This is a genomic window from Sphingobium sp. PNB (assembly GCF_019873065.1).
GTDB classification, from domain to species: domain Bacteria; phylum Pseudomonadota; class Alphaproteobacteria; order Sphingomonadales; family Sphingomonadaceae; genus Sphingobium; species Sphingobium fuliginis.
The window spans coordinates 1-26,783 of the sequence record NZ_JAINEZ010000076.1; the positions used below are offsets into that span (position 1 = coordinate 1).

Here is a 26,783-nt window from a genome sequence, read left to right on the forward strand (position 1 = left end):
GCATCTGCGCTGTTTTGCAACGGCTAAGTCAGAAGCTCGCTACGCTCGCGCCCACCCCTAACCCCTCCCGTTTACGGGAGGGGAAGGTCTTGAACTGGCCAAAACCGGCCTCACCCCAATTGCGGCGGCGCTTCGAACTTGTCGATCACCCATTCTTCCGCCTGGGCGCCGCCGATCCATTCCTGCATCCAGGGATGGTTGATGACCGCGCGCATATAAGCCTCCGCAAAGCGCGGCACGGGCAGTTGATAGGTGATGAAGCGCGTCACGACCGGCGCGAACATCACATCGACCGCACTGAAGTCTCCGAACAGGAATTCCCCCTCGCCGCCATGGCGGGCGCGGGCCTGCGCCCAGAGCTGCATGATGCGGGCTATGTCCTGAGTCACCGCTTCGGACGGCGGGACGGGGGCATAGATCTGGCGGATGTTCATGCTGTGCTCGCGGCGCAACGCGGCGAAGCTTGAATGCATTTCCGCCGCCATCGAACGGGCCATGGCCCGCGCGGCGGTATCGGCCGGCCAGAATCTGTCGCCGCCCGACTTTTCGTTCAGATATTCGACGATCGCCAGGCTGTCCCACACGACGATGTCATCGCCGTCCCACAATATGGGAACCTTGCCGGAAGAGGGCGCGAATTCGTCGCCTTCGCGCCGCTTCTCCCATGCCTCGTCATAAAGCGGCACAACCACTTCCTCGAAGGGAAGGCCGGACAGCTTGCACGCCAGCCAGCCGCGCAGCGACCAGCTCGAATAGGCCTTGTTGCCAATGAACAGCTTCATCATGCCCCTGTCTTTAGAGCCTGTTTGGAAATGCGCGAAAGAGCCAATTTCGATGCGGTGCCGGCTCTCTGCCCCTCCCACCCGCTCATATCAGGATGCCGTTGGGTGGCCGGGAGGCGAAAAGGGCCGGCGACGCCATGCACCATGAAGGCGCATTGTCCAATGGTCTTTAGACGAGGCGGGCGCGGAAAGTCGAGGGGATCGCGCCATTCATGCATTCAACAGCATTTGTTTTGGCGACGATAAATTTCCAATCCAAAAGGGGGCTGGCTGGCATGGTTTTTCGGCCTTACACGTCGGTCGATTTCACGACGTAATGAGTTTGGGGCGGAATATGGATTGGTTGCACGCGATCGCAGGCCTTTTTGTCGGCCTGATGGTTGGCATGACCGGCGTGGGGGGCGGATCGCTGATGGCGCCGATCCTGATCCTGCTGTTCGGCGTCGCGCCCACCACGGCGGTCGGCACCGACCTGTGGTTCGCATCGATCACCAAGGCTGTCGGGGGTGCGGTGCACCACCATCAGGGCGGCGCGGAGGGCGGCCCGGACTATGATGTGGTAAAGCGCCTGATGATCGGCAGCATTCCCGCATCGCTGATCGTCCTGGCGATCCTGTCGCAGATGCATCTGGGGCAGATCAAGACCGGCGTGATCACGGGCGCGCTGGGCGTGGTGCTGATCGGCACGGCGGTCGCGACCTTGCTGCGCGGGCGGTTCCATCAATGGGCGCTGGCCCGCCGGGTCGGCACGGCCGACCGCTTTACCCGCTGGCAGCCGGCATTGACCGTGCTGGCGGGGGCGTTGCTGGGCGCGATGGTGACGCTGACTTCGGTCGGGGCAGGGGCGATCGGCGCGCCGCTGCTGCTGGCGCTCTACCCGCTGCGCATGCGGATGCAGCGGCTGGTGGCGACCGACATCGTCCATGCCGTGCCGCTGACCCTGGTGGCCGGGCTTGGCCATTTGTGGATCGGCAACGTCAACCCGGTGCTGCTGGTCAACCTGCTGGCCGGATCGCTGCCGGGCATCGTGATCGGGTCTCTGCTGGCGACGCGCACGTCGGACCGCGTGCTTCAGCCCTTGCTGGCGGCGGTGTTGGTGGTGGTGGGATGGCGGTTGATCGCCTGACGGGAAATTGTCTGGAGGCCCGAGCCGGAATCGAACCGGCGTATACGGATTTGCAGTCCGCTGCGTCACCACTCCGCCATCGGGCCTCGGCATGGGTGGCCGCAAATGTGCGGCTTTTGATGCAAAGTCAAGCAGCGCTGTTATATTGGGGCGCAAGATTCTGGCGCCACGGCGCGCAAAGCCGCTTGGCGTGGCTTGTCCGCTGATTTAGAGGTCCGATTATATCTTTGCTGTATTGCTTTCCTAATACAGCTTTTCTAAAAGCTATCCCAGTCGAGGAATTGTCGTGACCGAGCAGAATTTTTCATCGATGCGGACCGCCATGGTCGAAAGCCAGCTTCGCACCAGCGATGTGGATGATCAGCGCGTGATCGCGGCGATGGCGCATGTGGCGCGCGAGGAATTCGTGCCGGCCGAGCGGCGGGCGATGGCCTATGTCGACCGGCCGGTTCCGCTGGCGAACGGGCGTGCGCTCAATCCGCCGCTGGTGACGGGCCGCCTGCTCAAGGAAGCGCAGATCCTCAAGGGCGACAAGGTGCTGCTGATCGGCGCGGCGACCGGTTACAGCGCGGCGCTGCTCGCGGCGCTGGGCGCGCAGGTCACCGCCGTCGAGGAAGAGGGCGGGCCGCAGATCGCGGTCGACGGCATCACCCTTGTCCGCGGCCCCCTGAATGCCGGTTCCGCGGCCGGCGCGCCTTATGACGTGCTGTTTGTCGACGGCGCGGTGGAGGAAGTGCCCGCCGCGCTCGTTCAGCAGCTTGCCGATGGCGCGCGGGTGGTGACGGGTATCGTCGAGCGCGGCGTCACCCGTCTGTGCAGCGGCCGGGTGGTGTCGGGCGTGCTGGGTCTTTCCCGCCTCGCCGACATCGAAATGGTTGTGCTTCCGGGCTTCGCGGCGCCGGAAAGATTTGTGTTCTGAAAGGGCCTGTTGGGGGGGACATGACGGCAAAAGTTCAGCTTCCGGGGCGCGCCGCCCTCATCCTGTTGCTGTCGATGTCCTCCACGCTGGCGGGCGCGGCCCATGCGGAGACGTTGCAGGGGGCGTTGGCCAAGGCCTACCGGTCCAACCCGACGTTGACGGGCGCGCGTGCCGGGCAGCGGGCGACCGACGAGAATGTGCCGCTTCAGAAGGCGGCGGGTCGGCCCTCTCTGGGAGCGACCGGAACCTATACGGAGAGCATTCTCAAGCCGACGATCAGCTTCACCTCGCCGCAGCGGACGGTGGATGCGAACGCGCAATTGACCGTGCCGGTCTATTCCGGCGGCGCCGTGCGCAACGGCGTGAAGGCGGCGAAGACCCGCGTTGCCGCGGGCCAGGCCGATCTGCGCGGGACCGAGGCGAGCGTCTTCTCGCAGGTGGTGGCCGCCTATATGGACGTGATCCGCGACAGTGCGGTGGTCGCGCTCAACCAGGCCAATGTGAAGGCGCTGGAGGTCAATCTCCAGGCGACCAGCGACCGCTTCGAAGTGGGTGACGTGACCCGGACGGATGTCGCGCAGTCCGAGTCGCGGCTGGCGCTCGCCCGCTCCAATCTCCAGACGGCGGAAGCGAATCTGATCGCCAGCCGGGAAAATTACATCGCGCTGGTGGGTGAAGCGCCGGGCGATCTTCAGCCGCCGCCCGAACTGCCCGGACTGCCCGCGACGCCCGACGCCGCGGTGCAGGTCGCGCTGAAGGACAATCCGGACATCCTGGCCGCGGCCAAGAGCCGGGAAGCGACGGCCTATGATGTGAGGGCGGCGAAGGCGGCGGTGTCGCCCACGCTCTCCGCCTTTACCCAGGCGGGCTACACCAATTATCTCGACTCGCTCAACGCCGTGAACAGCGCCAACGGATCGCAGATCAACAAGCAGGCGTCCGCAGGCGTGCAGATCAGCGTTCCGCTCTACCAGGGCGGGCGTCCGGCCGCGCAGGTGCGGCAGCGGCAGGCGCTCGAATCGCAGGCGATGGAGCAGGAGATCGAGGTCGAGCGCGGCGTCATCGCGCAGACGCGATCCGCCTATGCGAGCTGGCAGGCCTCGCTGGAGAGCATCCAGTCGAACCAGAAGGCGGTGGACGCGGCGAACCTGTCGCTGGAAGGGGTGAGGGCGGAGAATTCCGTAGGCAGCCGCACCATCCTGGACATCTTGAATGCCGAGCAGGAGGCGGTGAACGCCAAGGTCCAACTGGTGACGGCGCGGCGCAATGCCTATGTCGCCGGCTTCAGCCTGCTGGCGGCCATGGGCCATGCGGAGGCCGACGACCTGAACCTTGAAACCGGCGCCCTCTATGATCCGATGGTCAATTATGAGCGGGTGAAGGGCAAGTGGTTCGATTGGGATTTCGACCCGGCGCCGAAGGTCCAATCGACGCGGACCGTTGACTCCCCGGCGCAAAACGCCAATGTGGACCCCGGTTTGGCGCAGCCTTAACGCAATTTTAACCCCGAAGGCGTTCCTTTGGTGCTATGGCGTTAACGGGGACTGGAACAGGGGTTGACCATGGGCGACATGAGCAAGGAACCCTCGATGGAGGACATCCTGTCGTCCATCAAGCGGATCATCGCTGAAGAGGGCGAGGAAGCGGTGCAGACCCTGCCGCGCCGCGTGCGCGGCGAGGCCGCGCAGAAGGTCAGGCCCGTGCCGGTCGCAGAGGCGATGTCCGACCCTGCCAGCGACGAAGTGCTGGAGCTGACCGACGAGGTTGCTGTGGAGGAACCCATGCCCGCCCACCGAACGTCCCGCACCCCCCGGCCCGTTGCCGAGCAGGAGGATGCGTCCATCCTGTCCGTCGAGAGCGAAGTGGCGGCCCGGCATTCGCTGTCCGCCTTGTCCTCCATGCTGGTAACGCCCAGGGAAGGCGAGGACAATACGCTGGACGGGCTGGTGCGTTCGATGCTGAAGCCGATGCTGAAGGAATGGCTGGACGCGCGGCTGCCGCAGATGGTCGAGGATATGGTGGCCAAGGAAATCGCCCGCATCACCGGCCGTTGAGCCGGCAGCAGGCGCTGATTCGCCTATTTGTGGCGAACGGTTGCCGGTCCTGGGCGCGTTGCGTGCCTTACGCATCATGATCCGACGATCTTTGTTCTTTTGTTACGCTCCGGTGGTTGATCCTTGCGCCATGGCGGGACGCTGCCTACACCCTTGTCCATAGCTGTCGACGCCGCCCGCACGAGAGCGGCGCGATCCGATCCAAGGGTGTTCATCCATGAAATATCTTCTGCAGGCGGGATTTGGCGCTCTGGCCCTGGCCCAATCGGCGTTGGCCGTCGCGCCAGCCTCTGCCCGGCCATTCACGCCCAGCGACATGGTCGGCCTCCGCCGGGTGTCGGCGCCGGCGGTTTCGCCGGACGGGCAATGGCTGGCCTATCAGTTGCGCGTGACCGATCTTGCGGGGAACAGGGGCCGGACGGACCTGTACCTGCTGGACCTGAGCCAGGCGGGCGCGGCGCCCCGCTTGATCGCCTCCGTCGCGGATAAGAATGAAAGCGCGCCTGCCTTTTCGGCGGACGGGAAATCGCTCTATTATCTCTCCAACCAGAGCGGCGACGACCAGCTTTGGCGGGTTGCCCTGACCGGCGGCAAAAGCGAGCAGGTGACGCGGGCGCCCGGCGGGATTTCCGGTTTCCTGCTGAGTCCGGCGGGCGATCGGGTCGCGCTGTGGGCGGACCGGCCCGTAGGCGCGAAGACATTGGACGATGTGAAGGCGGCCCCGCCGCCCGGCGCGGGCACGGGCCGGGTCTATGACCAACTGTTCGTACGCCATTGGGACATGTGGGCGGACGGCCAGCGTTCCCGGATATTCGTGATGCCGCTTGGCGGCGGCAAGGCGGTGTCGGTCATGGGGGCGCTGGTCGGGGACAGCCCGTCCAAGCCCTTTGGCGGCGCAGAGGAGATTGCGTGGAGCGCGGACGGCAAGACCCTGTTCTTCGCGCTGCGTGAGGCCGGGCGGATCGAATCCCTTTCGACCGATCTCGACATTTTCGCGGTTCCCGCCGACGGCAGCGCGGCGCCGGTCAACCTGACGGACGGCAATGATGCGATGGACAGCATGCCCGCTGTCTCTCCGGACGGGAAATGGCTGGCCTATGCAGCGATGAAGCGGCCCGGTTATGAGAGCGACCGGCAGGTGCTGATGCTGCGCAACATCGCGACCGGGGAGACGAGGGCGCTGACCGAGGCGTGGGACCGGTCGGTCGCGTCCATCGCCTGGGCGGCGGACGGGAAGGGCCTTCTGGTCACGGCGGACGATGTGCTGGATCATCCGGTGTTCCGGGTGGACGCTGCGTCGGGCAGGGTCGCGCGGCTGACCCGGACCGGGCATGTGGGCAGCGTCCTGCCCTTGCCCAAAGGCGGCTTCGTCTATTCGCTCGACAGCATCCAGGCGCCCGCCGATTTCTGGAAGATGCCCGGCGGCAAGGGCAGGGCCGTGCGGCTGACCAGCGTGAATGCGGACAAGCTGGCCGGGATCGACGATGTGTCGGTGCAGCGCTTCAGCTTCAGGGGCGCCGATGGCGACACCGTCTGGGGCCAGATCGTGAAGCCGAAAGACGGGGCGGGCAAGCTGCCGGTGGCTCTGCTGGTCCATGGCGGGCCGCAGGGCAGTTTCAACGATAGCTGGTCCTATCGCTGGAATCCCAAGGCGTTCGCCGCCCATGGCTATGCGGCGGTGATCGTCGATTTCCACGGCTCGACCGGCTATGGGCAGGCCTTTACCGACAGCATCAACAGGGATTGGGGCGGGAAGCCGCTGGAGGACCTGAAGCTGGGTCTGGCCGCCGCCGCGGCCAAGGATGCGCAGGTCGATGCCGGCAATGGCTGCGCGCTCGGCGCCAGCTATGGCGGCTATATGATGAACTGGATCGCGGGCAACTGGCCCGACGGGTTCAAATGCCTGGTCCAGCATGACGGCGTTTTCGACGCCCGCGCCATGGCCTATGAAACGGAGGAGCTGTGGTTCGACGAATGGGAACATGGCGGACCCTATTATGAAAATCCGCAGGAGTTCGAGAAATGGAACCCCGTCAACCATGTGACCCGGTGGAAGACGCCGATGCTGGTGGTGACGGGGGAGAAGGACTTCCGCATTCCCTATACGCAGGGACTGGCGGCCTTCACCGCGTTGCAGCGGCGCGGCGTGCCGTCGAAGCTGCTGGTGTTTCCGGACGAGAATCACTGGGTGCTGAAGCCGCGCAACTCGCTGCAATGGTATGATGAGGCGCTGGGCTGGCTGGACCGGTGGACGAAGAAATAAGGTCGCCCCCGAGGCGGCGGAAAGTTGACGCCGCCGCCGCCTTGCGTAAAGGCCAGCCTATGACCGAACTGCCCAAGACCTTCGACCCCGCCGAAATCGAATCCCGCTGGTACGCCCATTGGGAGGAGAAGGGGCTGTTCCGCCCGGAACGGCCCGACGCAGAGCCCTTCACCATCGTCAACCCGCCGCCGAACGTGACGGGCAGCCTGCATATCGGCCATGCGCTCGACAACACGTTGCAGGACATCGCGATCCGCTACGAACGCTTGCGCGGCAAGGATGCGCTGTGGGTGGTGGGCACCGACCATGCCGGCATCGCGACGCAGATGGTGGTCGAGCGGCAGATGGAGGCGCGGCAGGACAAGCGCACCAACTACACGCGCGAGCAGTTCATCGAGAAGGTGTGGGAGTGGAAGGCGGAGAGCGGCGGCGCGATCACGCGCCAGCTTCGCCGCCTGGGATGCTCCATGGATTGGGCGAATGAGCGCTTCACCATGGATGAGGGCTTTTCCAGGGCGGTCATCAAGGTGTTCGTGGAACTGCACCGCCGTGGGCTGCTCTATCGCGACAAGAGGCTGGTGAACTGGGACCCGCGCTTCCGCTCGGCCATTTCCGATCTGGAGGTCGAGACGCAGGAGGTGAAGGGCGGCTTCTGGCATTTCCGCTATCCGCTGGCCGATGGCGTTCGTCTTGCCAATGGCGCGGACCATATCGTCGTGGCGACCACGCGGCCGGAAACGATGCTGGCCGACATGGCGGTCGCCGTTCATCCCGAAGACCCGCGCTACAGGGATGTGATCGGCAAGGACATCCTCCAGCCGATCACTGGCCGCCGCTTCAAGGTCGTCGCTGACGAGCATGCCGATCCGGAACTGGGATCGGGTGCGGTCAAGATCACGCCCGGACATGATTTCAACGATTTTGAAGTGGGCAAGCGGGCGGGTTTCAGGCCGGCCGAAATGCTCAACATGTTCGATGCCGACGCCAATGTCGTCCAGACCGCCGACGGGCTGATCCCGGAACGGTTCCTGGGCCTGCACCGCTTCCGCAACGACGGCGTGGACGGGGCGCGGGAACTGGTGGTGGCGGAGATGAAGGCGCTTGGCCTGCTGGTTCCGCATGTCACCAGGAACAAGGAGGGTGAGGAGGTCGTCACCGACGCCGAGCCACGCACCATCCAGACGCCCTTTGGCGACCGGTCCGGCGTCGTGATCGAGCCCTGGCTGACCGACCAATGGTATGTCGATGCGCAGAAGCTCGCCGTCGCGCCGATGCAGGCGGTGCGCGACGGGCGGATCGAGATCGTGCCGAAGACCTGGGAAAAGACCTTCTTCAACTGGATGGAGAATATCCAGCCCTGGTGCGTGTCGCGCCAGCTCTGGTGGGGGCATCGGATTCCCGCCTGGTATGACGAGGACGGCAATCCCTATGTCGCGGAAAGCGAAGAGGAAGCGCAGGCTCTTGCCGGCAATAAAAGGCTGACCCGCGACCCCGATGTGCTGGACACCTGGTTCTCCTCCGCGCTTTGGCCCTTCGGCACGCTGGGCTGGCCGGAAGAGACGGAGACGCTCAAGCGCCACTATCCCAACGACCTGCTGATCTCCGGCTTCGACATCCTGTTCTTCTGGGATGCGCGCATGGCGATGATGGGGATGGAATTCATGGGTCCGGAGCGGAGCGATCCGCGAGAGAAGGTGCCGTGGCGCAAGCTCTACCTCCACGGACTGGTGCGCGCCGCGGACGGACAGAAAATGTCCAAGTCCAAGGGCAATGTGGTCGATCCGCTGGGTCTGATCGACCGGTTCGGCGCGGATGCGCTGCGCTTCTTCATGGCGGCGATGGAAAGCCAGGGCCGCGACGTGAAGATGGATGAGAAGCGCGTCGAGGGCTATCGCAACTTCGCGACCAAGCTGTGGAACGCGGCCCGTTTCCTGCAATCGAACGGCGTCACGGCCTCGACCAGCCATGAGGCACCCCATGCGGAGGCGCCGGTCAATCGCTGGATCGTCGCGGAAACGGTGGCGACCGTGCAGGCGATCGACACCGCCATGGCCGAACTGCGCTTCGATGCAGCGGCCAACGCCATCTACCACTTCATATGGGACCAGTTTTGCGACTGGTATATCGAGCTGACCAAAGGCTCCATGGATGAAGAAACAAGGGCGGTGGCCGGCTGGGCGTTCGACCAGATATTGGTGATGCTGCATCCCTTCATGCCCTTCATTACCGAAGAGTTATGGAATCTGACCGGAACGCGGGAAGGCGAACTGATCGTCGCGCGCTGGCCGCAGGCGCTCTATGCCGTCGACGGCGAGGCGCAGGCGGAGATCGACTGGCTGATCCGCCTGATCGGCGCGATGCGGACGGCGCGCACCGAACTCAACGTGCCGCCGGGCGCGAAGCTGGGCGTCGTCGTGCATGATGCGTCGGAGGAAACCCGCCGCCGCATCGACCGCCAGGGGGCCGCATTGGCGCGCCTGGGCCGGGTGGAAAGCCTGTCCTTCGGCGACAGCGTCACGGGCGGCGCGGCGCAGATCGTGGTGGACGAGGCGACATTCATCCTGCCGCTGGAGGGCGTGATCGACATCGCCGCCGAAAAGGCGCGGCTCGCCAAGGCGCTGGCGGCGGCGGAGAAGGAACGGGATTCGCTGTCCGGGCGTCTTTCCAACCCCAGCTTCGTCGAGAAGGCCAAGCCCGAGGCCGTCGCCAAGGCGCGGGAGGACCATGGCGAAAAGGCGGCCGAGGCGGAAAGATTGAAGGCGGCGCTGGAACGGCTCGCCTGACCGGCCGGCGCATCGGGCAGGGTGCGCCGGCAAAAGGACCGGAAGGGGCGCGCCGGAAGGATGCGGCGTCCCTACGGTCCCCATCCGCAAGGGGGCAGGAGGGATCATGGTTGCAGGGGAACATCGGGCCAGGGACCTGACGCAGGGACCGATCGCATCGGCCCTGCTGCTGTTCGCCGTTCCGACATTGGCGTCCAACATCCTCCAGTCGCTGAATGGATCGATCAACGCCATCTGGGTCGGCCGTTTCCTGGGCGCGCAGGCGCTGGCGGCGACCGCCAACGCCAACATCACCATGTTCCTGATGTTCTCCATCGTCTTCGGCTTCGGCATGGCGTCGACGGTGATGATCGCGCAGGCGGTGGGACGGGGCGATCTGGACGCGGCGCGCCGCGCCTTCGGTTCTGCCGTCGGCTTCTGCACCCTGCTGGGCCTGGTCGTCGCGACCGCCGGATGGATCGGCGCGCCCGCTTTGCTGCGGCTGCTGGCGACCCCGGCGGAGGCGTTCGACCTGGCGCTCGTCTATTTGCGGGTGATCTTCGTTGCCATGCCCGCCTCCCTGCTGAGCGTCATGATGATGATGGGCCTGCGCGGCACGGGGGATGCGCGAACGCCGCTGATCTTCATGTTCGTGAGCGTGGGCGTCGACCTGGTGCTCAACCCGGTGCTGATCCTGGGACTGGGGCCGATCCCGGCCATGGGCATAGGCGGGTCGGCCGCGGCAACGGCGGCGGCGGGCGTGGTCAGCCTGATCGGCCTTGTCCTCTACACCTATGCGAAGGATCTGCCGTTGCGCCTGCGCGGGCGTGAACTGGCTTATCTCCGCCCCGCGCCGGACCAGATGCGCGTCCTGTTCGGCAAGGGGCTGCCGATGGGATTGCAGATGATCGTCATGTCCGCATCCGGGCTGGTGATGATCGGCCTCGTCAACCGGGAGGGCTTTCTGGTCACCGCGGCCTATGGCGCGGCGCAGCAGATCTGGACCTATCTCCAGATGCCGGCCATGGCGATGGGCGCGGCGGTCAGCGCCATGGCGGCGCAGAATATCGGCGCCGGGCGATGGGACCGGATCGGCCGGATCACCGGCTATGGCATGGGTTATCTGCTGCTGATCACCGGCACGATGGTGGCGGTGATCCTGCTGTTCCACGCGCCGCTGCTGGCCTTGTTCCTGGGACGGAACGAGGCCGCTATCGCCGCCGCCTGGCACATGCAGCTTCTGGCGAGCTGGAGCTTCGTGCTGTTCGGCGGCACGATGATCCTGTTCGGCGTGATGCGGGCCAATGGCGTGGTGGTGCGGCCGCTGTTAATCCTGATCTTCACCCTCTTCGCGGTGCGGCTGGGCTTTTACCATCTGGGCTATCCGCATCTGGGGGCGGACGCGCTGTGGCTGAGCTTTCCCGTGGGTTCGGCGTCGTCCTTCCTGCTGGCGGGGCTGGTTTACCTGCAGGGCGGCTGGCGCAAGGCGAAGCTGCTCGTCCCAGTGGACGAGGAAGAGTGCCGCGAAAGCATCAATGCGGAGAGCGAGCCCGCCGGACGGATCGTCCCGGCGGGATAATCGCTTACCGGCCCTGGCTGCGCCAGCGCGTGATGGTGCGGTCGAGGATGTCCGCTTCGCCGCCGGACTGGCGCCAGAGTTCCGTGAAGCTCGGATCGCCCGAGGCGGGACGCCGCTCCTCCTCCAGATTGTCGAGCGCGACGCGGATCGGCACGGCGACGCCTTCGCCGCAGATGATCGCCTCCCGGTTGCGCAGGGCGGGAATGGAATCGAGGAAGCCGCGCGCGCCTTCGGGCATGGCGGCCTTCACGAAGGCCTGGTCGCGGTCGTTGTTAAGGCGCATCGAGATGATCGTGCCGCATTGCGACAGCACGCCTTCGGCCAGATCGGACGGGCGTTGGGTGATGAGGCCCAACGACACGCCATATTTGCGGCCTTCCTTGGCGATCCGTTCCAGGATGCGGCGGACGGCCTGACCGCCGCCGGTCGTGCTGCTGGGGATGTAGCGATGCGCTTCCTCGCAGACGAGCAGGATCGGGCGCTGCGGCTCGTCCCGCGCCCAGAGGGCATAGTCGAACACCAGCCGCGACAGCACCGACACCACGACGGACGTGATGTCGGACGGCATGGACGACACGTCGATGATCGAGATCGGCTTGCCGCCGGAGGGCAGGCGGAAGATCTTGGCGAGGAATTCCTGCATCGAATCCGCGACCAGCATGCCGGAGAACATGAAGCTGTAGCGCGGATCGCTCTTGATCTCGTCGATCTTGGTCTTGAGCCGCATATAGGGCAGCGATCCGGTGCCCTTGTCCAGCTTCCCCATCTCGTTCTGAAGGATGTTGGTGAGGTCGGACAGCAGATAGGGGACGGGCGAATCGACGGTCAGCCGGCCGATGCTCTCCGCCAGCCGGTTCTTGGACCGCGCGGCCAGCAGGCATTTGGCGAGGATGTCGCAGTCCACCGTCCGCTCTGAGCCTTCGGAGGTGACGAACACCTCGCAATGCTCCTCGAAATTCATCAGCCAATAGGGGAGGGCGAGGTTGTTGACGTCATAGACGGCGCCATTCTGCTGGAAGGCGGCGCCATATTCGCCATGGGGATCGATCATCACGATATGCCCCTGCGGCGACAGGTCGCAGATGCGGTGCAGGATGAGCGCGGCGCTGGTCGACTTGCCGGTGCCGGTCGAACCCAGCAGCGCGAAATGCTTGCCCAGCATCGAATCGACATAAAGCGCGGCGCGGGTGTCGGACGTGGGATAGACGGTGCCGATCTGCACATGGGGGCGGTCGTCGGCCGAATAGATCTGCTGCATGTCCGCGCTCGATACCGGATAGACCTCCGTCCCCGGCGTCGGGTAACGGGTCACGCCCCGGCGGAAGCGGTAGATGCGCCCCGTCAGCTTTTCCTCATCGCCTTCGCCCAGAAAGTCGATGTCGACGATGATGCTGTTGCTGTCCTGCCGGTCCATGGTCATGGCGCGGACGCTGGCGATCAGCCAGACTTGGCCGACGCGCATCTTCACCTGGCTGCCGACCTGCCCCGCCATGGCGAGCGAAGGATCGGAATCGTGCGACAGCGCGGCGATGCGGGAGGCGTCGATGATCAATTGCGAACTGGACCCGGAAATCTGGAAAACCATTCCCATGGCATCGACCGGAGCCTGAAAGACATGCGGCTGCGCGCCGGCGAAATGGTCTGCACCGTGCATCTGGGTCATGAACCTGTTTTCCCTCGACCGGACGGGATTCCGGCACGTCGGATCGATTTAACCCGCGACTGGTAAAGAATCTGCTTATCGCTCACCCATGTTAATGGTGCGGCCATGCCCGGCGCCGCGATGGTCAGAGGAAATGCGTGTCAGGCTTGGCTGTTGAAACATTGGCCGAAAATCGGGAAAACCCTGTGTCGCGGGTGCTGACGACGGATGCGGCGCGGCGCTCCGACGCGATCTCCATCGCGCGGGTGATCTGCATTCTGGGCGTGGTCTATGTCCATGCGTGGACGGGCCTGAACGGCCATGATCTGGAAAGCCTGAGGGGCACGCCGCAGGACAGTTTGCGCTGGGGCCTGATGGAGGTTTTCGGGCGCAGCGCCGTGCCGTTGCTGGGCCTGATTTCCGGCTGGCTGGTCGAGGGGTCGTCGCGGACCCACGACTGGTTGCGCCATGTCGGGCGGAAGGCGCGGACGATCCTGTTGCCGATGATCCTGTGGAATGCGCTGGCGATCCTGTTCGTTTCGGGTGCGGCCTGGATGCTGGGCCTGTCCGCGCCCGTGCCCTCGTCCACCGGCTGGATGTTCGAGGAGCTATTCATCGTCAGCCGCAATCCGGACATCAACGTGCAGATGCCGTTCCTGCGCGACCTGTTCCTGTGCATGCTCGCCGCGCCCTTGTTCGTCCGCCTGCCGGGCTGGGCGCTGGGGGCGGTCGCCGCGATGGCGGCGCTGTGCCAGATCATGGGCTGGGGGCCGCCGGTGCTGATGCGCGCGTCGATCCTGTTCTTCTTCATCATGGGCATCGTCGCCCGGCGCGAGGGGCTGGCCGATCGCGTGGCGGCGCTGCCCTGGATGGTCGCAGCGCCGCCCTTTGCGCTGCTGATGACCGCGCAGCTCTATATTTCCCTGCATCCGGGCGCCTTGCCGCCGGGCATCGGCACGGCGGTGCTGGACATGGCGGTGCGGGTCGCGGCGGCGTTGTTCTTCTGGCGGCTGGCCTGGTCGTTAGCGGCCAGCGCGGCGCGGGGCATGTTGTTGCGGATCGAGCCTTTCGCCTTCTTCCTCTTCTGCTCCCACCTCATCCTGATCTGGCTGGGCGGGCCGGTGCTGGGGGTCGTGTTCGGCAAGCTGGGCTCACCCTTCTATCCCGCCTATCTGCTGGTGCAGCCGCTGCTGGTGCTGGTCGCCGTGGTGCTGCTGGGATCGCTGCTCAGCCGCGCCGCGCCGGGGCTTGCGAAGCTATTGAGCGGGGGCCGCCTGATGGCTGTCTGACGCCATTCGGCCGGCCACCGCCTGGCCTGCCGCCATGGCGATTTCCAGACTGCGCTTGCGCGCCTCGAAATCGTGGATCTGGCCGCCGATGATGATCTCGTCCACCTGCGTGCGGCGGATGAAGGCGGCCAGGTCGCGCTTGACATCGGCCTGGGTGCCGATGCTCGACGCGCTCAGCACATCGGCCAGCATCGCCTGCGCCTGCGGCGGCAGGCTTTCATAATAGCCGGGCACGGGCGGTTGCAGCTTGCCCGGCTGCCCGGTGCGCAGCCGCACGAAGGCCTGCTGCATGGAGGTGGCGATGAGCCGCGCCTCCTCCACCGTGTCGGCGGCGAAGACATTGTAGCCCGCCATCACATAGGGATATGCGAGCTGCGCCGACGGACGGAAATCACGGCGGTAGATAGCGATGGCCTCATCCAGCGCGCCCGGCGCGAAATGGGAGGCGAAGGCATAGGGAAGGCCCAGTGCGGCGGCCAGTTGCGCGCCATAGAGGCTGGAGCCGAGAATCCAGAGCGGCACATCCTCGCCCGCGCCGGGGGTCGCCTGGAAGCCGAGGCGGCTGTCGCCCGCGAAATAGGCCTGCAATTCCATCACGTCGCGAGGGAATTCGTCCGGGCCGCCCGTCAGTGTCCGCCGCATCGCCTGCGCCACGCGCTGGTCGGAGCCGGGAGCGCGGCCGAGACCCAGGTCGACGCGGCCGGGAAAGAGCGCCGCGAGCGTGCCGAACTGCTCCGCGATCAGCAGCGGCGCATGATTGGGCAACATGATGCCGCCCGCGCCGATGCGGATGCGGCTGGTGGCCTGCCCGATATGCGCCAGGACCACGGCGGTCGCCGCCGAGGCGATCCCCGGCATGCCATGATGTTCCGCCACCCAATAGCGGTGGAAGCCAAGGCTTTCGGCATGGGCGGCAAAGGCGGCGGCGCGGCCAAGCGCCTCACGGGCGCTACTGCCTTCGTTGACGGGGACAAGGTCCAGAACGGAGAAACGGGTCATGACCCGCATATGGGGGGATGACCGGTTTTATTTCAATACTAATTCGGAGGTATAGAAGCGGACGTCTTCGGAGAGATTTGCGTGCTCCTGCCCGCGCGGGAGCGCGGCGCGCTTTATGCCCACAAATCCCTGCCGCGCATTTAACTGGCGGCGCGGCCGAATCCCTGGACCGGATTGTCGACGCGGCGGCCGAAGCCCTGCGGCCTGCGGGCGACCAGCGGATTGGCGTCGCGGTCGAGCAGGGCCATCGTCTCGGTGAAGCAGGGGCGAAGCGCGACCACGTCCTCGATCAGTTCGTCCGGCCCTTCCCGGCTTTCGACGCAGCGGCGGGCGACCATCTCGATCTTCTCGGCCATGCCGCTCAGCCGATAGGCGCCGAACTGGGCCGACTCGCCCTTCAGCGTGTGGGCCGGGGTGACCAGCGCAGCGGCGTTGCGGGCGCGGAAGGCTTCCTCGATCGCGCTGATCGCCTTTGCGCCGTCCTCGCGGAAATAGCCCAGAATCCGGAGGAAGGCAGTGCCCAGCTCCGAACGGGACTTGGCAAAATCGGTCCAGTTGACCAGTTCGGCCTCTTGATATGACACCCTGACACTCCCTGTTCTGCCGGGGGAATATAGAAGAGGAGCGTAAATAGGGGGTTAAGTTGCAGCGCGAGGGGAGGCGTTATGGAACCCCACATCATGCTGAACCAGGTTCGGCATGACGATAGCGAGGACGTCAGGATGATCTGGAGAGCGCAAAAAGGCCGGACCCTTGCGCAACAAATCCCCAGCCCTGCTGCCGCGCCAGCGCCTCCAGTTCCGTGGCGGCGACGGGATCGTCCGCCTCGACCGTCACGGCATCGGCGGATCGCATCGCCCGCGCCGCGCGGAGAGCGGGCCAGGGGCATTTCATCCCCCTTGCGTCGATATGGACCGCTTCACTTGCTGGCATAGGGGTTTTTGGCGCTGCGCAGCGTCAACCGCACTGGCACCGCGCCGAAGCCCAGTTCCTTGCGGATGCCGTTCACCAGATAGCGGCGATAGCTTTCGGGCAGTTCGTCCAGCCGCGTGCCGAACAGCACGAAGGTCGGCGGGCGGGTCTTGTTCTGGGTGATGTAGCGCAGCTTGATCCGCTTGCCGCCGGGGGCGGGAGGCGGATTGGCCTCCAGCGCGCGTTCGAACCAGCGGTTGAGGATGCCGGTCGACACGCGCTGCGACCAGGCGGTGCGGGTTTCGAAGGCGACGCGGATCAGGTCGTCCAGACCCTTGCCGGTGGCGGCGGAGACGGTCATGATCGGCACGCCGCGTATCTGCGCGAGACCGTCGGACAGCGCCTGCTTGATGCCCTGATAGAGCGCCGAGCCATGCTCCACCGTGTCCCATTTGTTGAGCGCGACGACGAGGGCGCGGCCTTCCTCGATCACCTTGTCCGCGATGCGCAGGTCCTGCGCCTCCAGCCCGCGGGTGGAATCGAGCAGCAGCACGACGACTTCGGCAAAGTTCACAGCGTTCAGGCCGTCCGAAACCGCCAGCTTTTCCAGCTTGTCCTGCACCTTGGCGCGCTTGCGCATGCCTGCCGTGTCGATCAGGCGGACGGGGCGTTCTTCGCCGTCGGGGCTGGTCCAGCTCCAGTCGACGGCGATGGAGTCACGGGTGATGCCCGCTTCGGGGCCGGTCAGCAGGCGGTTTTCGCCCAGCAGCCGGTTGATGAGGGTCGACTTGCCGGCATTGGGTCGGCCGACGATGGCGAGCTTCAGCGGCGCGGATTCGAGGTCGGCCTCTTCGGGTTCGGCCTCCTCTTCCTCCTCTTCGCGGTCGATATAGGGGAGCAGCGCCTGGAACAGGTCGGCCAGCCCCTGGCCATGTTCGGCGGAGAAGGGGACGGGGTCGCCCAGGCCCAGGCTGAACGCCTCCATCACGCCGTCGTCGCCTGCCCTGCCCTCGGCCTTGTTGGCCATCAGCACGACGGGGGCGTCGCCTTCGCGCAGCCAGCGGGCGATTTCCTCGTCCAGCGGGGTGATGCCCGCGCGAGCGTCCACGACGAACAGCGCGACATCGGCATTTTCCACCGCCGCCTGCGTCTGCATGCGCATGCGGCCGGGCAGGGTCTGCGGGTCTTCATCCTCATAACCGGCGGTGTCGATGATGGTGAAATCGACGCCCAGCAGGTTCGCCTGCCCCTCCCGCCGGTCGCGGGTCACGCCGGGCTGGTCGTCGACCAGCGCCAGCTTCTTGCCGACGAGCCGGTTGAAAAGGGTGGACTTGCCCACATTCGGGCGTCCGACAATGGCAACGGTGGGCAGCATGAGAGGCCCGTATCCTTTAAAAAATGGGTGCTCCTGCGAAGGCAGGAGCCCAGTTCCACCGCTTGGACTGGGCTCCTGCCTTCGCAGGAGCACGTTTACCTGAAATCGCCGGTGGCGTCAGCGGAATGCCGTCAGCTTTCCGTCATCGGCCAGGATATAAAGCGTGTTGTTCGCGACGATCGGCGACAGCGACATCGACCGGTCGAGATCGATTTCCGCCTGGATCTTGCCGGTGGTCGGATCGACATAGTTGAGGTCGCCATGGGTCGACACCAGCACCAGCCGCCCGCCCGCCAGCACCGGGCCGGTCCAGCGGATCGCCTTGTCCTTCTTCTTTTCCTTCTGCCAGCGGCGGAGCTGGCTGATCCAGCGGATCTTGCCCGTGGCGCGGGCGACGCAGAGCAGCTTGGCGTCGCTGGTGACGGCGAACACCCATTCGCCCACGACCGAAGGGGTGGAAATGCCGGCGATGTTGATTTCCCACAGACGCTGGCCGCTCACCAGTTCATAGCTCGCCATGCGGCCGCCCTGGCCGATCGCGAAGACGCGGCCGCGGTCGATGACCGGATCGGCGTCGATGTCGGTCAGCGACGCCACGGCGGTCGAGATGCTGGTGCGCGACAGCGCGTCGCCCCACAGCGTCCGGCCATTTTCATAGCGATAGGCGGTCAGCTCGCCCGAACTGTAGCCCGCGATCACCGTGCCCTGCGCGGCGGCGGGGGCGGCCACGCCGAAAATGCCGGTGACTTGCAGCGTGCCGCTGTCGGTCCACTGCACCTCGCCGTCGCTCTGGTTGAGGGCGAAGATCTGATTGTCCTGCCCCATCACATAGACATGGCCATTGGCGAGCGTCGGCGCGCCGCGCAGCGGGCCGCCGGGGCGCTTCTTCCACAGGATCGCGCCGGTGTTCGCATCCATCGCGGCAACATCGCCCACGCCGGTGCTGGCATAGAGCTTGCCGTCGATCACGCTGACGCCGCCGCCGAACAGGGCGCGGCCGCTGCCTTCGGCGGGCAGGGGCGTCTGCCACAGCTTCGCACCGCTGTTGGCGTCGAAGGCGATGACCCGCGCATCGGCGTCGATGACGTAAAGCTTGCCGCCGACCACCACCGGAGCGGAGGCGAGGCGGGCCTGCGGCGTGCTGCCCGAAATGGAGGCGGTCCACGCCTGAGAGGGGGACGCGCCCAGCGCCAGATTGCCCATGGTCTTGGCGGGGCTGCCGCCCGGCTGCGACCATTGGTCGTTCACATAGGGTTCGGGCAGGGTCACGGGGACGTCGGCCAGCGTCGGATCGACCTCCACCCCCTGTTCATTGCTGAGGATCGAGGTGCGCTTGCCGACCACCGGGGTCTTGGGGCCGCCCTTCTTGCCGCCCACGATGCCGCAACCCGCCAGCAGGGCGATCATCATGGCCACGGTCAGGGCGCGGCCGGCGCCCGAAAATTTCGTCATGCTGTGCATTCCCATGCGCCCAATCATTCCTGTCCCGCCGCGACCGGCGTTTCGACTGCATCCACACCCAATAAGCCTGCCATCTGTCGCGCGCGTGAACGGATCGACTGGGGCACGTTCCTGTCCTTCGCCATGGCGGCGAACAGCGGCCCGGCGAGATCGGGCTTGCGCATCTTCATATAGGCGATGGCGACCAGTTCCCCGGCGCTGCCGAACCAGGGCGCGCCCTCGACAGCCAGGGGTTTCAGCCGGTCGACCACCTGCTGCGGAGCGAGGCTTTCATATTCCAGCGTGGTCTGGCGGATCAGCGCCAGGTCGCGATAGGGGCGGTCGAGCGAACCGTCATCCGCCATCGCCTGATAGGCGGCGATGGCGGCCTTGCTGTCGCCCTTGCGCGCGGCGGCGCCGGCCTTCACCAGCAGAGCGGAGGCGCGGAAGCCGGGCTGGCTCGCCTGCGTCAGCTTGTCCAGTTCCTTCGCATCGGGGGTGCCGCCGCCGACCGCCGTGGCGATCACCTTGTCCATTTCCTCCGACACGGCCTGCGACTGAGTCTTCGTATAATGCTGCCAATAGAGCCAGCCGGCGAAGGCCGCGAGGCCGATGACCACCGCCGCCACGATCCAGCGGCCGAAGCGCTGCCAGAAGGTCAGCAACCGGTCCTGCCGGACGGCTTCGTCGACCTCACGCATGAAGGCTTCGCTGTTTTGCGGCGTCAGGGCCACTTGGGTCTCCAGAAATTCGTCAGTTACGGCACGCGGAAGGCGCGATCATTAGCGGGGCTCTTGGCTCACGCAAATCACTTTTTGGGCCGATAGACCTGATCTTCGGTCGGAAAGTGCCGGTTCCGGACATCTTGCGCATAGCGGGCGGCGGCATTGCCGATGGTTTCCGCGATATTTTCATAACGCTTCACGAAACGGGGCACGCGCTCGAACATGCCCAGCATGTCCTCCGCCACCAGCACCTGCCCGTCGCAATGGGCCGACGCGCCGATGCCGATCACCGGCACGTCGACGCTGTCGGTGACGGTGACGGCGATGTCCTCCATCACCCCCTCCAGCACCATGGCGAAGGCGCCCGCCTGCGCGACGGCGCGGGCGTCGGAGATGATCTTGGCATGCTCCTCCTGGCTCTTGCCGCGCGCGCCATAGCCGCCCAGCGCGTTCACCGCCTGCGGGGTGAGGCCGATATGGGCCATCACCGGAATGCCGCGCTGGCTCAAGAAGCCGATGGTTTCGGCCATGGCGACGCCGCCCTCCAGCTTCACGCCCGCGCAGCCGGTTTCGGCCATGACGCGGCTGGCGCTGGCGAAGGCCTGCTGCGGGGAGGCTTCGTAGCTGCCGAAGGGCATGTCGACCAGCACGACGCTGTGATAGCTGCCGCGCACCACGGCGGCGCCATGGGCGATCATCATGTCGAGCGTGACCGGCAGGGTGGAGGGGAGGCCGTAGATCACCTGGCCCAGCGAATCGCCGACCAGCAGCATGTCGCAATGCGGATCGAGCAGTTGCGCCTGCCGCGCGGTATAGGCGGTCAGCATCACCAGCGGCTGTTCCGTCTTCCCCTCGAACTTGCGGCGCTGGATGGCAGGCACCGTCAGGCGCTTCATCGGCGCGGGGGTGGGGTTGGCGCGGCTGGTCGACGTGTCGAGCGTGAAGGTCGTGGACATGGGATGCGCTCTACCGCAGCGGGGCGCGGGGCGCAAATCGGGGCCGTATCCAATCCGTTCAGGGCGGCATTGAAAAATGCGGGGAGCGACAGGGCCGTGTCGCTCCCCGCAGGGGGTGAACATCGTTGGATGCCAGCCCCTATCGAGAGGCCTTGGGCATCGTCAGAACGAGAATTTGATCGTACCGCCCCAGGTCTGCGGGTCACCGGGCTGACCGGCGATCAGGCCGGTATTGCCCGGCGCGACCTGGAGATTTTCGATATAGTTCACGTCGAAGGCGTTGCGGACCCAGCCGAAGATGTCGAACCCTTCACCCCGGAAGCCGGCGCGGAAGTTGGTCAGGGCATAGCCCTTCACCTCCGTGTAGATGGACGGCGAGGCGTTGGAGTTCCAGTGCGACCGGTAATTGCCGTCGACGCCCAGATAGAGCTGGCCGTCCTTGTCCAGCAGCGTGACCGGAATGTTATATTCCGCGCCGTAGGAGAAGGCCCATTTCGACACGCCGGGGAGACGCTCGCCGGAAATGTCGCATGCGCGCGGGCTGAGGGTGTTGGGAACACCCGCATTGGAATAGTCGGCGGGTTGATTGGTGGGCTGCGACGTGCCCCCGGACAGTTCGGGCGGGCAGGGGGCGTTGGCGAACTTCTTGTACTTGGCGTCGGTATAGGCGCCGTTCGCATAGGCCGTGAAACGGTCGCTGACGACGACCTTGAAGTCCGCCTCTATGCCCTGCGACCGGACCTTGTCCGCATTGGCGAGATAGCCGCGCACCGTGCCGAACTGTCCGCCGTTCACCGTCGCCTGGAAATTCTTGATGTCCGTGCGGAACGCGGTGAGGTTGAAGGTGGCGCGGCGATCCCAGAACTGGGTCTTCAGGCCGATTTCGAAATGATTGACCGATTCAGGCTTCACCGTGCCCACGCTGTAGTCGGGCAGGTTGGTGCTGCTGTTGAGCGGCAGGCCGTTCTGGTTGATGCCCAGCGTCTTGAAGCTCTTCGCATAGGTCGCATAAGCGAGGATGTCGGGCGCGACCTTGTAATTGACGTTGAAGTCGTAGGTGAAGTTCCATGCGCTGTCGGACGGATTGGTGCGCTGTCCCTGATAGACGCCGCACTGTGCCGAGCGAACCGACGACAAGGGCAGCGCTGTGCAGTCCACGACGACGCCCGCGCCATCCGTCACGATACGTTCGTAGAAGCCCGACTTCTTGTCATAGTTGATGCGCGCGCCTGGCTGGATGGTGAGGGTGTCGGTCACTTTCCAGCTCAGCTGGCCGAACAGCGCCGCGCTGGTGCTCTTGAGCCATTGCGTGTTGGTGGCGGTCAGGCCGTTCAGCACGTTGCGGTTATAGACATTGTTGGGATCGGTCGATGGCGCAAGGCTCCACTTGGTGGCGTTGGCGCCCTGCTGCTCCGTGCCCTGGGTGTCGATCCGCTGCTTGAAGCCGAACAGGCCGACCACGAAGTCGATCTTCTGGCTTTCGTAATTATAGCGGAATTCCTGGCTGTACTGGTCCTGCTGAGAGGGGTTTTGCGATTTCGAAACGACCGACAGGCCGGTGAAGTCGCGGTCATTCTCCGGCTTCCAGTCCCAGAAGCGCCAGGCAGTGACCGATGTCAGCGTGCCGGGACCGACGTCCCATTTGATCCGCGCCGATACGCCGCCGATCTTGTTGCCCGCGTTCAGGGTGCTGTCCAGATCGGTCAGACGATCATAGGGATTGCGGCTGGGCACGACATAGCCTTGGGCGGCGGCCAGTGCATCATATTGCCGCGTGAGCACACGCTGCGTCCTGCCCACCCGCACGAACACGGTGCCGCAGCATTCCGGGTCCTGTTTGCTGTAGTCGCCCGACAGGGTCAGGCTGAAATTGTCGGTCGGCTTGAACAGCAGTTGCCCGCGAATGCCCAGATTGTCCTGCTCGTTGATCCAGCGGTCGCTGGTGACGTTGTAGATCGTCCCCCGGCGGCTGGTCGCGGCAACGGCGATGCGGGCGGCGATCGTGTCGGACAGCGGGCCGGAAATGGCGGCCTTCGCCTGCTTGTAATTGAGATTGCCGACGGTCAGCTCGGCGCGGCCCTCGAAATCGAATGTCGGCTGGTTGGTCGTGATGTTGATCGCGCCGGCCGTGGTGTTCTTGCCGTAGAGCGTGCCCTGCGGACCGCGCAGCACTTCGACCTGGGCCACGTCCAGAAAGTCGAAGGTCGCGGCGGCGACGCGGCTGTTGTAAACGTCGTCGACATAGATGCCGACGCCCTGTTCGAAACCGTCGCTGGTCAGGCCGAACGGCACGCCAAGGCCGCGGATGTTGACCGAGGTGTTGCGCGGGTTGGTGGTGTAGACCTGAAGCGTCGGCGCTAGTTGCTGGAGCTTCACGACGTTGAAATTGCCGGTCGCCTCTATGCTGTCGCCGCGGATCACGGAGATCGCCAGCGGCACCTCCTGCGCGGTTTCCGCACGGCGGCGGGCGGTGACGATGATCACTTCCCCGCGGGCAGTGGCTTGTTCGGCGCTGTCCGCAACGGGTTGAGCCGCGTCCTGCGCAGATGCGGTGGACGCAATAAAGGATGCGCTCGCCACGCCGGCGAGCAACAGAAAACGCGCAATCATTGTATATTCCCCTTCCGGATGTCCGGTGAATGTTGATCGCGGCCCCTGCGGTGATCCGCTCAAAGCCGTTGGTCTGGGAATGGAAAATGTGGCCCACCCCTTGCCACCTGTTATCCGGCCCTTTGCGGGCCTTGTTCAGCAACCCTGAATCTTCTTGCTCCCCCCGCTCTTGTTTCAGGCGGTGAGGCGCGTCTTTTCCGTCACGTCGATCTGCACGACGCGTGCGTCATGCACGGTCAGCGTGACAGATCCGAAACGAAGCGCCTCCAGCACGCTGCGCACCTTTTCGATGCTGACCGCAATGTCGTGGCGCTGCCCGTCACTGCGGCCGTTGCGGGCGAATTCAATCGATCGGTTTTCACTCATAAACACCTCTTAGCCGCTCTTTATCTCAACTGTATTGATAGACAAAAAAGCAAATATAAGGGGCGCTCAAGTTTCTCTTGTCGCGCCCCAAAAGCATCGTTCGGAAAATGGGTCCGGTTTTCCGTAGAAACGATGCGATAACAAAAACTATAGACTAGCCGTTGACCCGCAGCGCCGCCAATCGCCGCTCCTGATGCGCCAGCGGGATGGCGGGCCGTAACTGGCGCATTGCAGAAGCCTGCTCATGCGCATTGTCGATCAGTTTTTCGAGCAAAGCCTGGCCGAAGCGCCATTCGCCCAGGCCCGAATCCGCATTGATATGGCCGCAAAAGCCCGCATCGACAAAGCTGCTGCCCCAATTCTTGCCGATGCTGTGGGCGCGTTCGAAGAAGATATAGGGATCGTTGCGGCTCGCCACGACGATCGAGGGAAAGGGCAGTTGCGCGCGGGGCGTGGGGCCGAAGCCGCCGATCGTCTCGGGCGTTTCCATCCGGTCGCAATCGGGCGGCGCCACCAGCAGCGCGCCGGTCACGGGCCAGCCATAGGCCTGGCTCTGCAAGGCGCCCCACCAGGCGACCGCAAGGCAACCCAGGCTGTGCGCGGCCAGGATGATCGGCCCCTCCGCCGCCCGGATCGCGGCGTCTAGCCGCGTGACCCAGCTATTGCGGCTGGGGCTGGCCCAGCTTCCCAGGTCGACCCGCTCGCAATCACCGCGCGTCTTTTCCCACAGCGTCTGCCAATGACCCGGCCCGCTATTGTTGAGACCCGGTATGGTCAGCACGACCGGCTGGCGCGCGTCTCCCGAATGTCCGAATCGCTCCATGGTCAAATCCTCGTCCTATTGTCGAGGGAGAGATAATTCTATTTATCCGGTAGACAATGGTCAAGCGGCAAAATGTGTCGGAATTTGGGCAACCCGATTCATCTGAGGTTCATATAGTGGAAAGGGTCGGGGACTACCACCTTTGCGCCGCCCGAAACCGCCGGAACGCCCCTTACCAGGGGTAGATCAGCCCATAATAGTGAAAGACGCTGCGGCCGTAAGCGTCGTCATAATCGGGTCGTTCGTCCGGCAAATGGCGGGGCGCCTGGTCCAATATGTCCCTGGCCAGATCCACCACATAGCCGCCCTTGTCCGTGTCGTAGCTCAGCATCGACCAGGGCAGCGGATAATGATCGTTGCCGATGCCCAGGAAGCCGCCGAAGGACAGCACGGCATAGCGGACCTGCCCGCTGCGCTTGTCGACCATGAAGTTGGAAATGTGGCCCAGCCGCTCCCCCTGGCGGTTGTAGACAGTGGTGCCTTCGATCCGGTCGGATGCGATCAGGTCGCCATGATTTTCCCTCGCCATGTCAGACATCGTCACTCTCCTGCGAAGAAATCGCATTATGCTGACCGAACCAAGGGGGACCGGACGGGTTCCCCGGGGCAGACGAGATGATATGCGAACAGGAGGACGGTCATGAAGATCAATCGCAGCGGATCGGCGGTATGGAGCGGCGGCCTGAAGGACGGCAAGGGCGCGATTTCGACCCAGAGCGGCGCGCTGGATGCGCATCCCTATGGCTTTGCGATGCGCTTCGAAGGGGTGCCGGGCACCAATCCCGAGGAGTTGGTCGCGGCGGCCCACGCCTCCTGCTTCACCATGGCGCTGTCGCTGATATTGGGCGAAGCGGGGCTGACGGCCGAGAAGATGGAGACCAATGCCGTCGTGACGCTGGAACAGCAGGAAGGCGGCTTTGCCATCACGGCGAGCAAGCTGAGCCTGAAGGCGACCATCCCCGGCGCGGACGATGCGCGGTTCCAGGAACTGGCCGCCAAGGCGAAGGCCAATTGCCCCGTGTCCAAGCTCTTGAATGCGGAGATCAGCCTGGACGCGGAACTGCTAGGCTGAAGGCGTGCGCCTGGCGTGGACATGTTCGCGCCAGGCGATGTACAGGCCGCTCCCCACGATCAGCGCCGCGCCGATCCACGTCGTCGCGATCGGCCAGTTGCCCCAGATCGCCCAGCCGAGCAGCGTCGTCCAGACGATGGAACTGTAGTCCATCGGCAGCACCACGGAAACGGGGGCCCAGCGCAGCGCCGCGGTCATGCAGATCTGCGCGATGCCGCCGGTCACGCCGATCAGCAGCAGCAGGCCCCATGTCATGGCGTCATGGGCCTGCCCGTGGAACAGCATCGCCACGCCCAGCGGCGGCAGGGAGAGGAGGGTGAACCAGAAGACGATCACCCCGGCGCTTTCCGTGCGGCCCAGTTCGCGCAGGACCAGGCTGACGCAGGCGGTGACGAAAGCCGCGGCGAGCGCGACCGCGACGCCGATCGCGGGGAAATGCCCGGCATCCGGCCGGACCATCACGATCACGCCGAGAAAGCCGATGAGCACCGCGCTCCACCGGTGGATGCCGGTAGCCTCGCGCAGGATGAGGGCGGACAGGATCGTGCCGAAGATCGGCATGGTGAAGCCGATGGTCACCGCTTCCGCCGGCAGCAGCAGGATATAGGACAGGAAGTTGAGCACCATGCCCGTCAGGCCGATGATCATGCGGGTGGCATGGACGCCGATGCGTCGCGTGCGGATCGATCCCATGCTGCTTGTCATCGCGATCCAGGCGAATACCACCGGCAGCGCCAGGGCCTGGCGGTAGAACAGCGATTCCACCACATGGACGCCGCGCGCGTCGGCCAGCCTGACCGTCACGAACATGATCGAAAGGCAGATCACCGCGAACAGGCGCAGGCCGATGGCGGTGAACGGACGATGCGGGCGATTGGATGGGGGTGGGGGCGGCATGCGAACGCCTTAGCCCCGCTGCGGGAGGACGCAACCGCCCAACGGGGGATGGACAGGTCCGGAATGCGGGAAATTGGCCAATTCAGGACCTTCCCCTCCCGCAGGCGGGAGGGGTTAGGGGTGGGCGCGAGCGTAGCGAGCTTCCAGCTTAGCCGTTGAAAATTCACGCTGATGTCGCGCCAGCCCACCCCC

The 26,783-nt window shown here is 65.2% G+C and carries 23 protein-coding genes and 1 tRNA gene; 9 read left to right on the top strand and 15 right to left on the bottom strand.

The features are described from left to right. Positions 1-110 precede the first annotated feature (110 nt). On the bottom strand, positions 111-785 hold the full coding sequence (locus tag K7W03_RS20570; RefSeq protein WP_173664384.1) for a glutathione S-transferase family protein: 675 nt from the start codon (positions 783-785) through the stop codon (positions 111-113). A 331-nt stretch (positions 786-1,116) separates the two neighbouring features. On the opposite strand from K7W03_RS20570, the gene K7W03_RS20575 reads away from it, so the two are divergent. Further along, entirely contained in the window at positions 1,117-1,908 is a 792-nt protein-coding gene (locus K7W03_RS20575; RefSeq protein WP_222887215.1) for a sulfite exporter TauE/SafE family protein, read from the top strand. A gap of 12 nt (positions 1,909-1,920) precedes the next feature. On the opposite strand, the gene K7W03_RS20580 is transcribed toward K7W03_RS20575, so the two are convergent. Then, positions 1,921-1,994 (bottom strand) — tRNA-Cys (locus K7W03_RS20580). 200 nt (positions 1,995-2,194) lie between these two features. Here K7W03_RS20580 and K7W03_RS20585 point away from each other — a divergent pair. From K7W03_RS20585 to K7W03_RS20610, 6 genes are all read left to right on the top strand, one after another. After that, on the top strand, positions 2,195-2,827 hold the full coding sequence (locus tag K7W03_RS20585) for a protein-L-isoaspartate O-methyltransferase family protein (RefSeq protein WP_044661744.1): 633 nt from the start codon (positions 2,195-2,197) through the stop codon (positions 2,825-2,827). A 20-nt stretch (positions 2,828-2,847) separates the two neighbouring features. Beyond that, positions 2,848-4,320: a TolC family outer membrane protein gene (locus K7W03_RS20590; RefSeq protein WP_025549899.1), complete on the top strand. Its 1,473-nt coding sequence runs from the start codon at positions 2,848-2,850 to the stop codon at positions 4,318-4,320. A 69-nt stretch (positions 4,321-4,389) separates the two neighbouring features. Further along, positions 4,390-4,881, top strand: a complete 492-nt coding sequence (locus K7W03_RS20595; protein WP_044661746.1) for a DUF2497 domain-containing protein — start codon at positions 4,390-4,392, stop codon at positions 4,879-4,881. A gap of 217 nt (positions 4,882-5,098) precedes the next feature. Next, a complete protein-coding gene (locus K7W03_RS20600) occupies positions 5,099-7,144 on the top strand; it encodes an alpha/beta hydrolase family protein (RefSeq protein ID WP_222887216.1) in 2,046 nt (681 codons plus the stop codon). A gap of 59 nt (positions 7,145-7,203) precedes the next feature. Further along, positions 7,204-9,927 (top strand): valine--tRNA ligase, encoded by a 2,724-nt coding sequence (locus tag K7W03_RS20605; RefSeq protein ID WP_222887217.1) that lies wholly within the window; start codon positions 7,204-7,206, stop codon positions 9,925-9,927. A 106-nt stretch (positions 9,928-10,033) separates the two neighbouring features. Continuing rightward, on the top strand, positions 10,034-11,485 hold the full coding sequence (locus tag K7W03_RS20610; RefSeq protein WP_222887218.1) for an MATE family efflux transporter: 1,452 nt from the start codon (positions 10,034-10,036) through the stop codon (positions 11,483-11,485). 4 nt (positions 11,486-11,489) lie between these two features. Here K7W03_RS20610 and K7W03_RS20615 read toward each other — a convergent pair whose 3' ends face one another. Continuing rightward, positions 11,490-13,148: an ATP-binding protein gene (locus K7W03_RS20615; protein ID WP_025549902.1), complete on the bottom strand. Its 1,659-nt coding sequence runs from the start codon at positions 13,146-13,148 to the stop codon at positions 11,490-11,492. 146 nt (positions 13,149-13,294) lie between these two features. Between K7W03_RS20615 and K7W03_RS20620 the strand changes: the two genes are divergently transcribed. Continuing rightward, positions 13,295-14,416: an acyltransferase family protein gene (locus K7W03_RS20620; RefSeq protein ID WP_222887219.1), complete on the top strand. Its 1,122-nt coding sequence runs from the start codon at positions 13,295-13,297 to the stop codon at positions 14,414-14,416. Here K7W03_RS20620 and K7W03_RS20625 read toward each other — a convergent pair. The 11 genes from K7W03_RS20625 to K7W03_RS20675 form a co-directional block, all read right to left on the bottom strand. Further along, positions 14,384-15,415 carry an LLM class flavin-dependent oxidoreductase gene (locus K7W03_RS20625; RefSeq protein ID WP_222887220.1) on the bottom strand — a complete coding sequence of 344 codons (1,032 nt, stop codon included), beginning with the start codon at positions 15,413-15,415 and terminating at the stop codon, positions 14,384-14,386. The two genes, K7W03_RS20620 and K7W03_RS20625, sit on opposite strands and share 33 nt — an antisense overlap. A 140-nt stretch (positions 15,416-15,555) precedes the next feature. After that, positions 15,556-15,999, bottom strand: a complete 444-nt coding sequence (locus tag K7W03_RS20630) for an Hpt domain-containing protein (protein ID WP_025549905.1) — start codon at positions 15,997-15,999, stop codon at positions 15,556-15,558. A 133-nt stretch (positions 16,000-16,132) separates the two neighbouring features. Then, positions 16,133-16,348 (bottom strand): sulfurtransferase TusA family protein, encoded by a 216-nt coding sequence (locus K7W03_RS20635; protein WP_222887221.1) that lies wholly within the window; start codon positions 16,346-16,348, stop codon positions 16,133-16,135. After that, on the bottom strand, positions 16,335-17,702 hold the full coding sequence (gene der, locus K7W03_RS20640) for a ribosome biogenesis GTPase Der (RefSeq protein ID WP_044661752.1): 1,368 nt from the start codon (positions 17,700-17,702) through the stop codon (positions 16,335-16,337). Before der ends, K7W03_RS20635 begins: the two co-directional genes overlap by 14 nt. 117 nt (positions 17,703-17,819) lie before the next feature. After that, positions 17,820-19,163, bottom strand: a complete 1,344-nt coding sequence (locus K7W03_RS20645) for a PQQ-binding-like beta-propeller repeat protein (RefSeq protein ID WP_413469345.1) — start codon at positions 19,161-19,163, stop codon at positions 17,820-17,822. 14 nt (positions 19,164-19,177) lie between these two features. Then, positions 19,178-19,876: a tetratricopeptide repeat protein gene (locus K7W03_RS20650; RefSeq protein WP_222887223.1), complete on the bottom strand. Its 699-nt coding sequence runs from the start codon at positions 19,874-19,876 to the stop codon at positions 19,178-19,180. Between the two features lie 74 nt (positions 19,877-19,950). Further along, entirely contained in the window at positions 19,951-20,823 is an 873-nt protein-coding gene (gene panB, locus K7W03_RS20655) for a 3-methyl-2-oxobutanoate hydroxymethyltransferase (protein ID WP_048577961.1), read from the bottom strand. A 162-nt stretch (positions 20,824-20,985) separates the two neighbouring features. After that, the gene (locus K7W03_RS20660; RefSeq protein ID WP_222887224.1) at positions 20,986-23,433 is read right to left on the bottom strand and encodes a TonB-dependent receptor; all 2,448 of its coding nucleotides are present in this window, start codon (positions 23,431-23,433) and stop codon (positions 20,986-20,988) included. Positions 23,434-23,607: 174 nt separating this feature from the next. Then, positions 23,608-23,799 (bottom strand): YezD family protein, encoded by a 192-nt coding sequence (locus K7W03_RS20665; RefSeq protein ID WP_025549910.1) that lies wholly within the window; start codon positions 23,797-23,799, stop codon positions 23,608-23,610. A gap of 154 nt (positions 23,800-23,953) precedes the next feature. Next, a complete protein-coding gene (locus K7W03_RS20670) occupies positions 23,954-24,622 on the bottom strand; it encodes an RBBP9/YdeN family alpha/beta hydrolase (RefSeq protein WP_025549911.1) in 669 nt (222 codons plus the stop codon). A gap of 172 nt (positions 24,623-24,794) precedes the next feature. Further along, on the bottom strand, positions 24,795-25,160 hold the full coding sequence (locus K7W03_RS20675) for a PRC-barrel domain-containing protein (protein ID WP_099186347.1): 366 nt from the start codon (positions 25,158-25,160) through the stop codon (positions 24,795-24,797). A gap of 102 nt (positions 25,161-25,262) precedes the next feature. Between K7W03_RS20675 and K7W03_RS20680 the strand changes: the two genes are divergently transcribed. After that, a complete protein-coding gene (locus K7W03_RS20680; protein WP_044661757.1) occupies positions 25,263-25,694 on the top strand; it encodes an OsmC family protein in 432 nt (143 codons plus the stop codon). Here the strand turns inward: K7W03_RS20680 and K7W03_RS20685 are convergent. After that, positions 25,686-26,591: a DMT family transporter gene (locus K7W03_RS20685; RefSeq protein WP_222887225.1), complete on the bottom strand. Its 906-nt coding sequence runs from the start codon at positions 26,589-26,591 to the stop codon at positions 25,686-25,688. The two genes, K7W03_RS20680 and K7W03_RS20685, sit on opposite strands and share 9 nt — an antisense overlap. Positions 26,592-26,783: the final 192 nt, after the last annotated feature.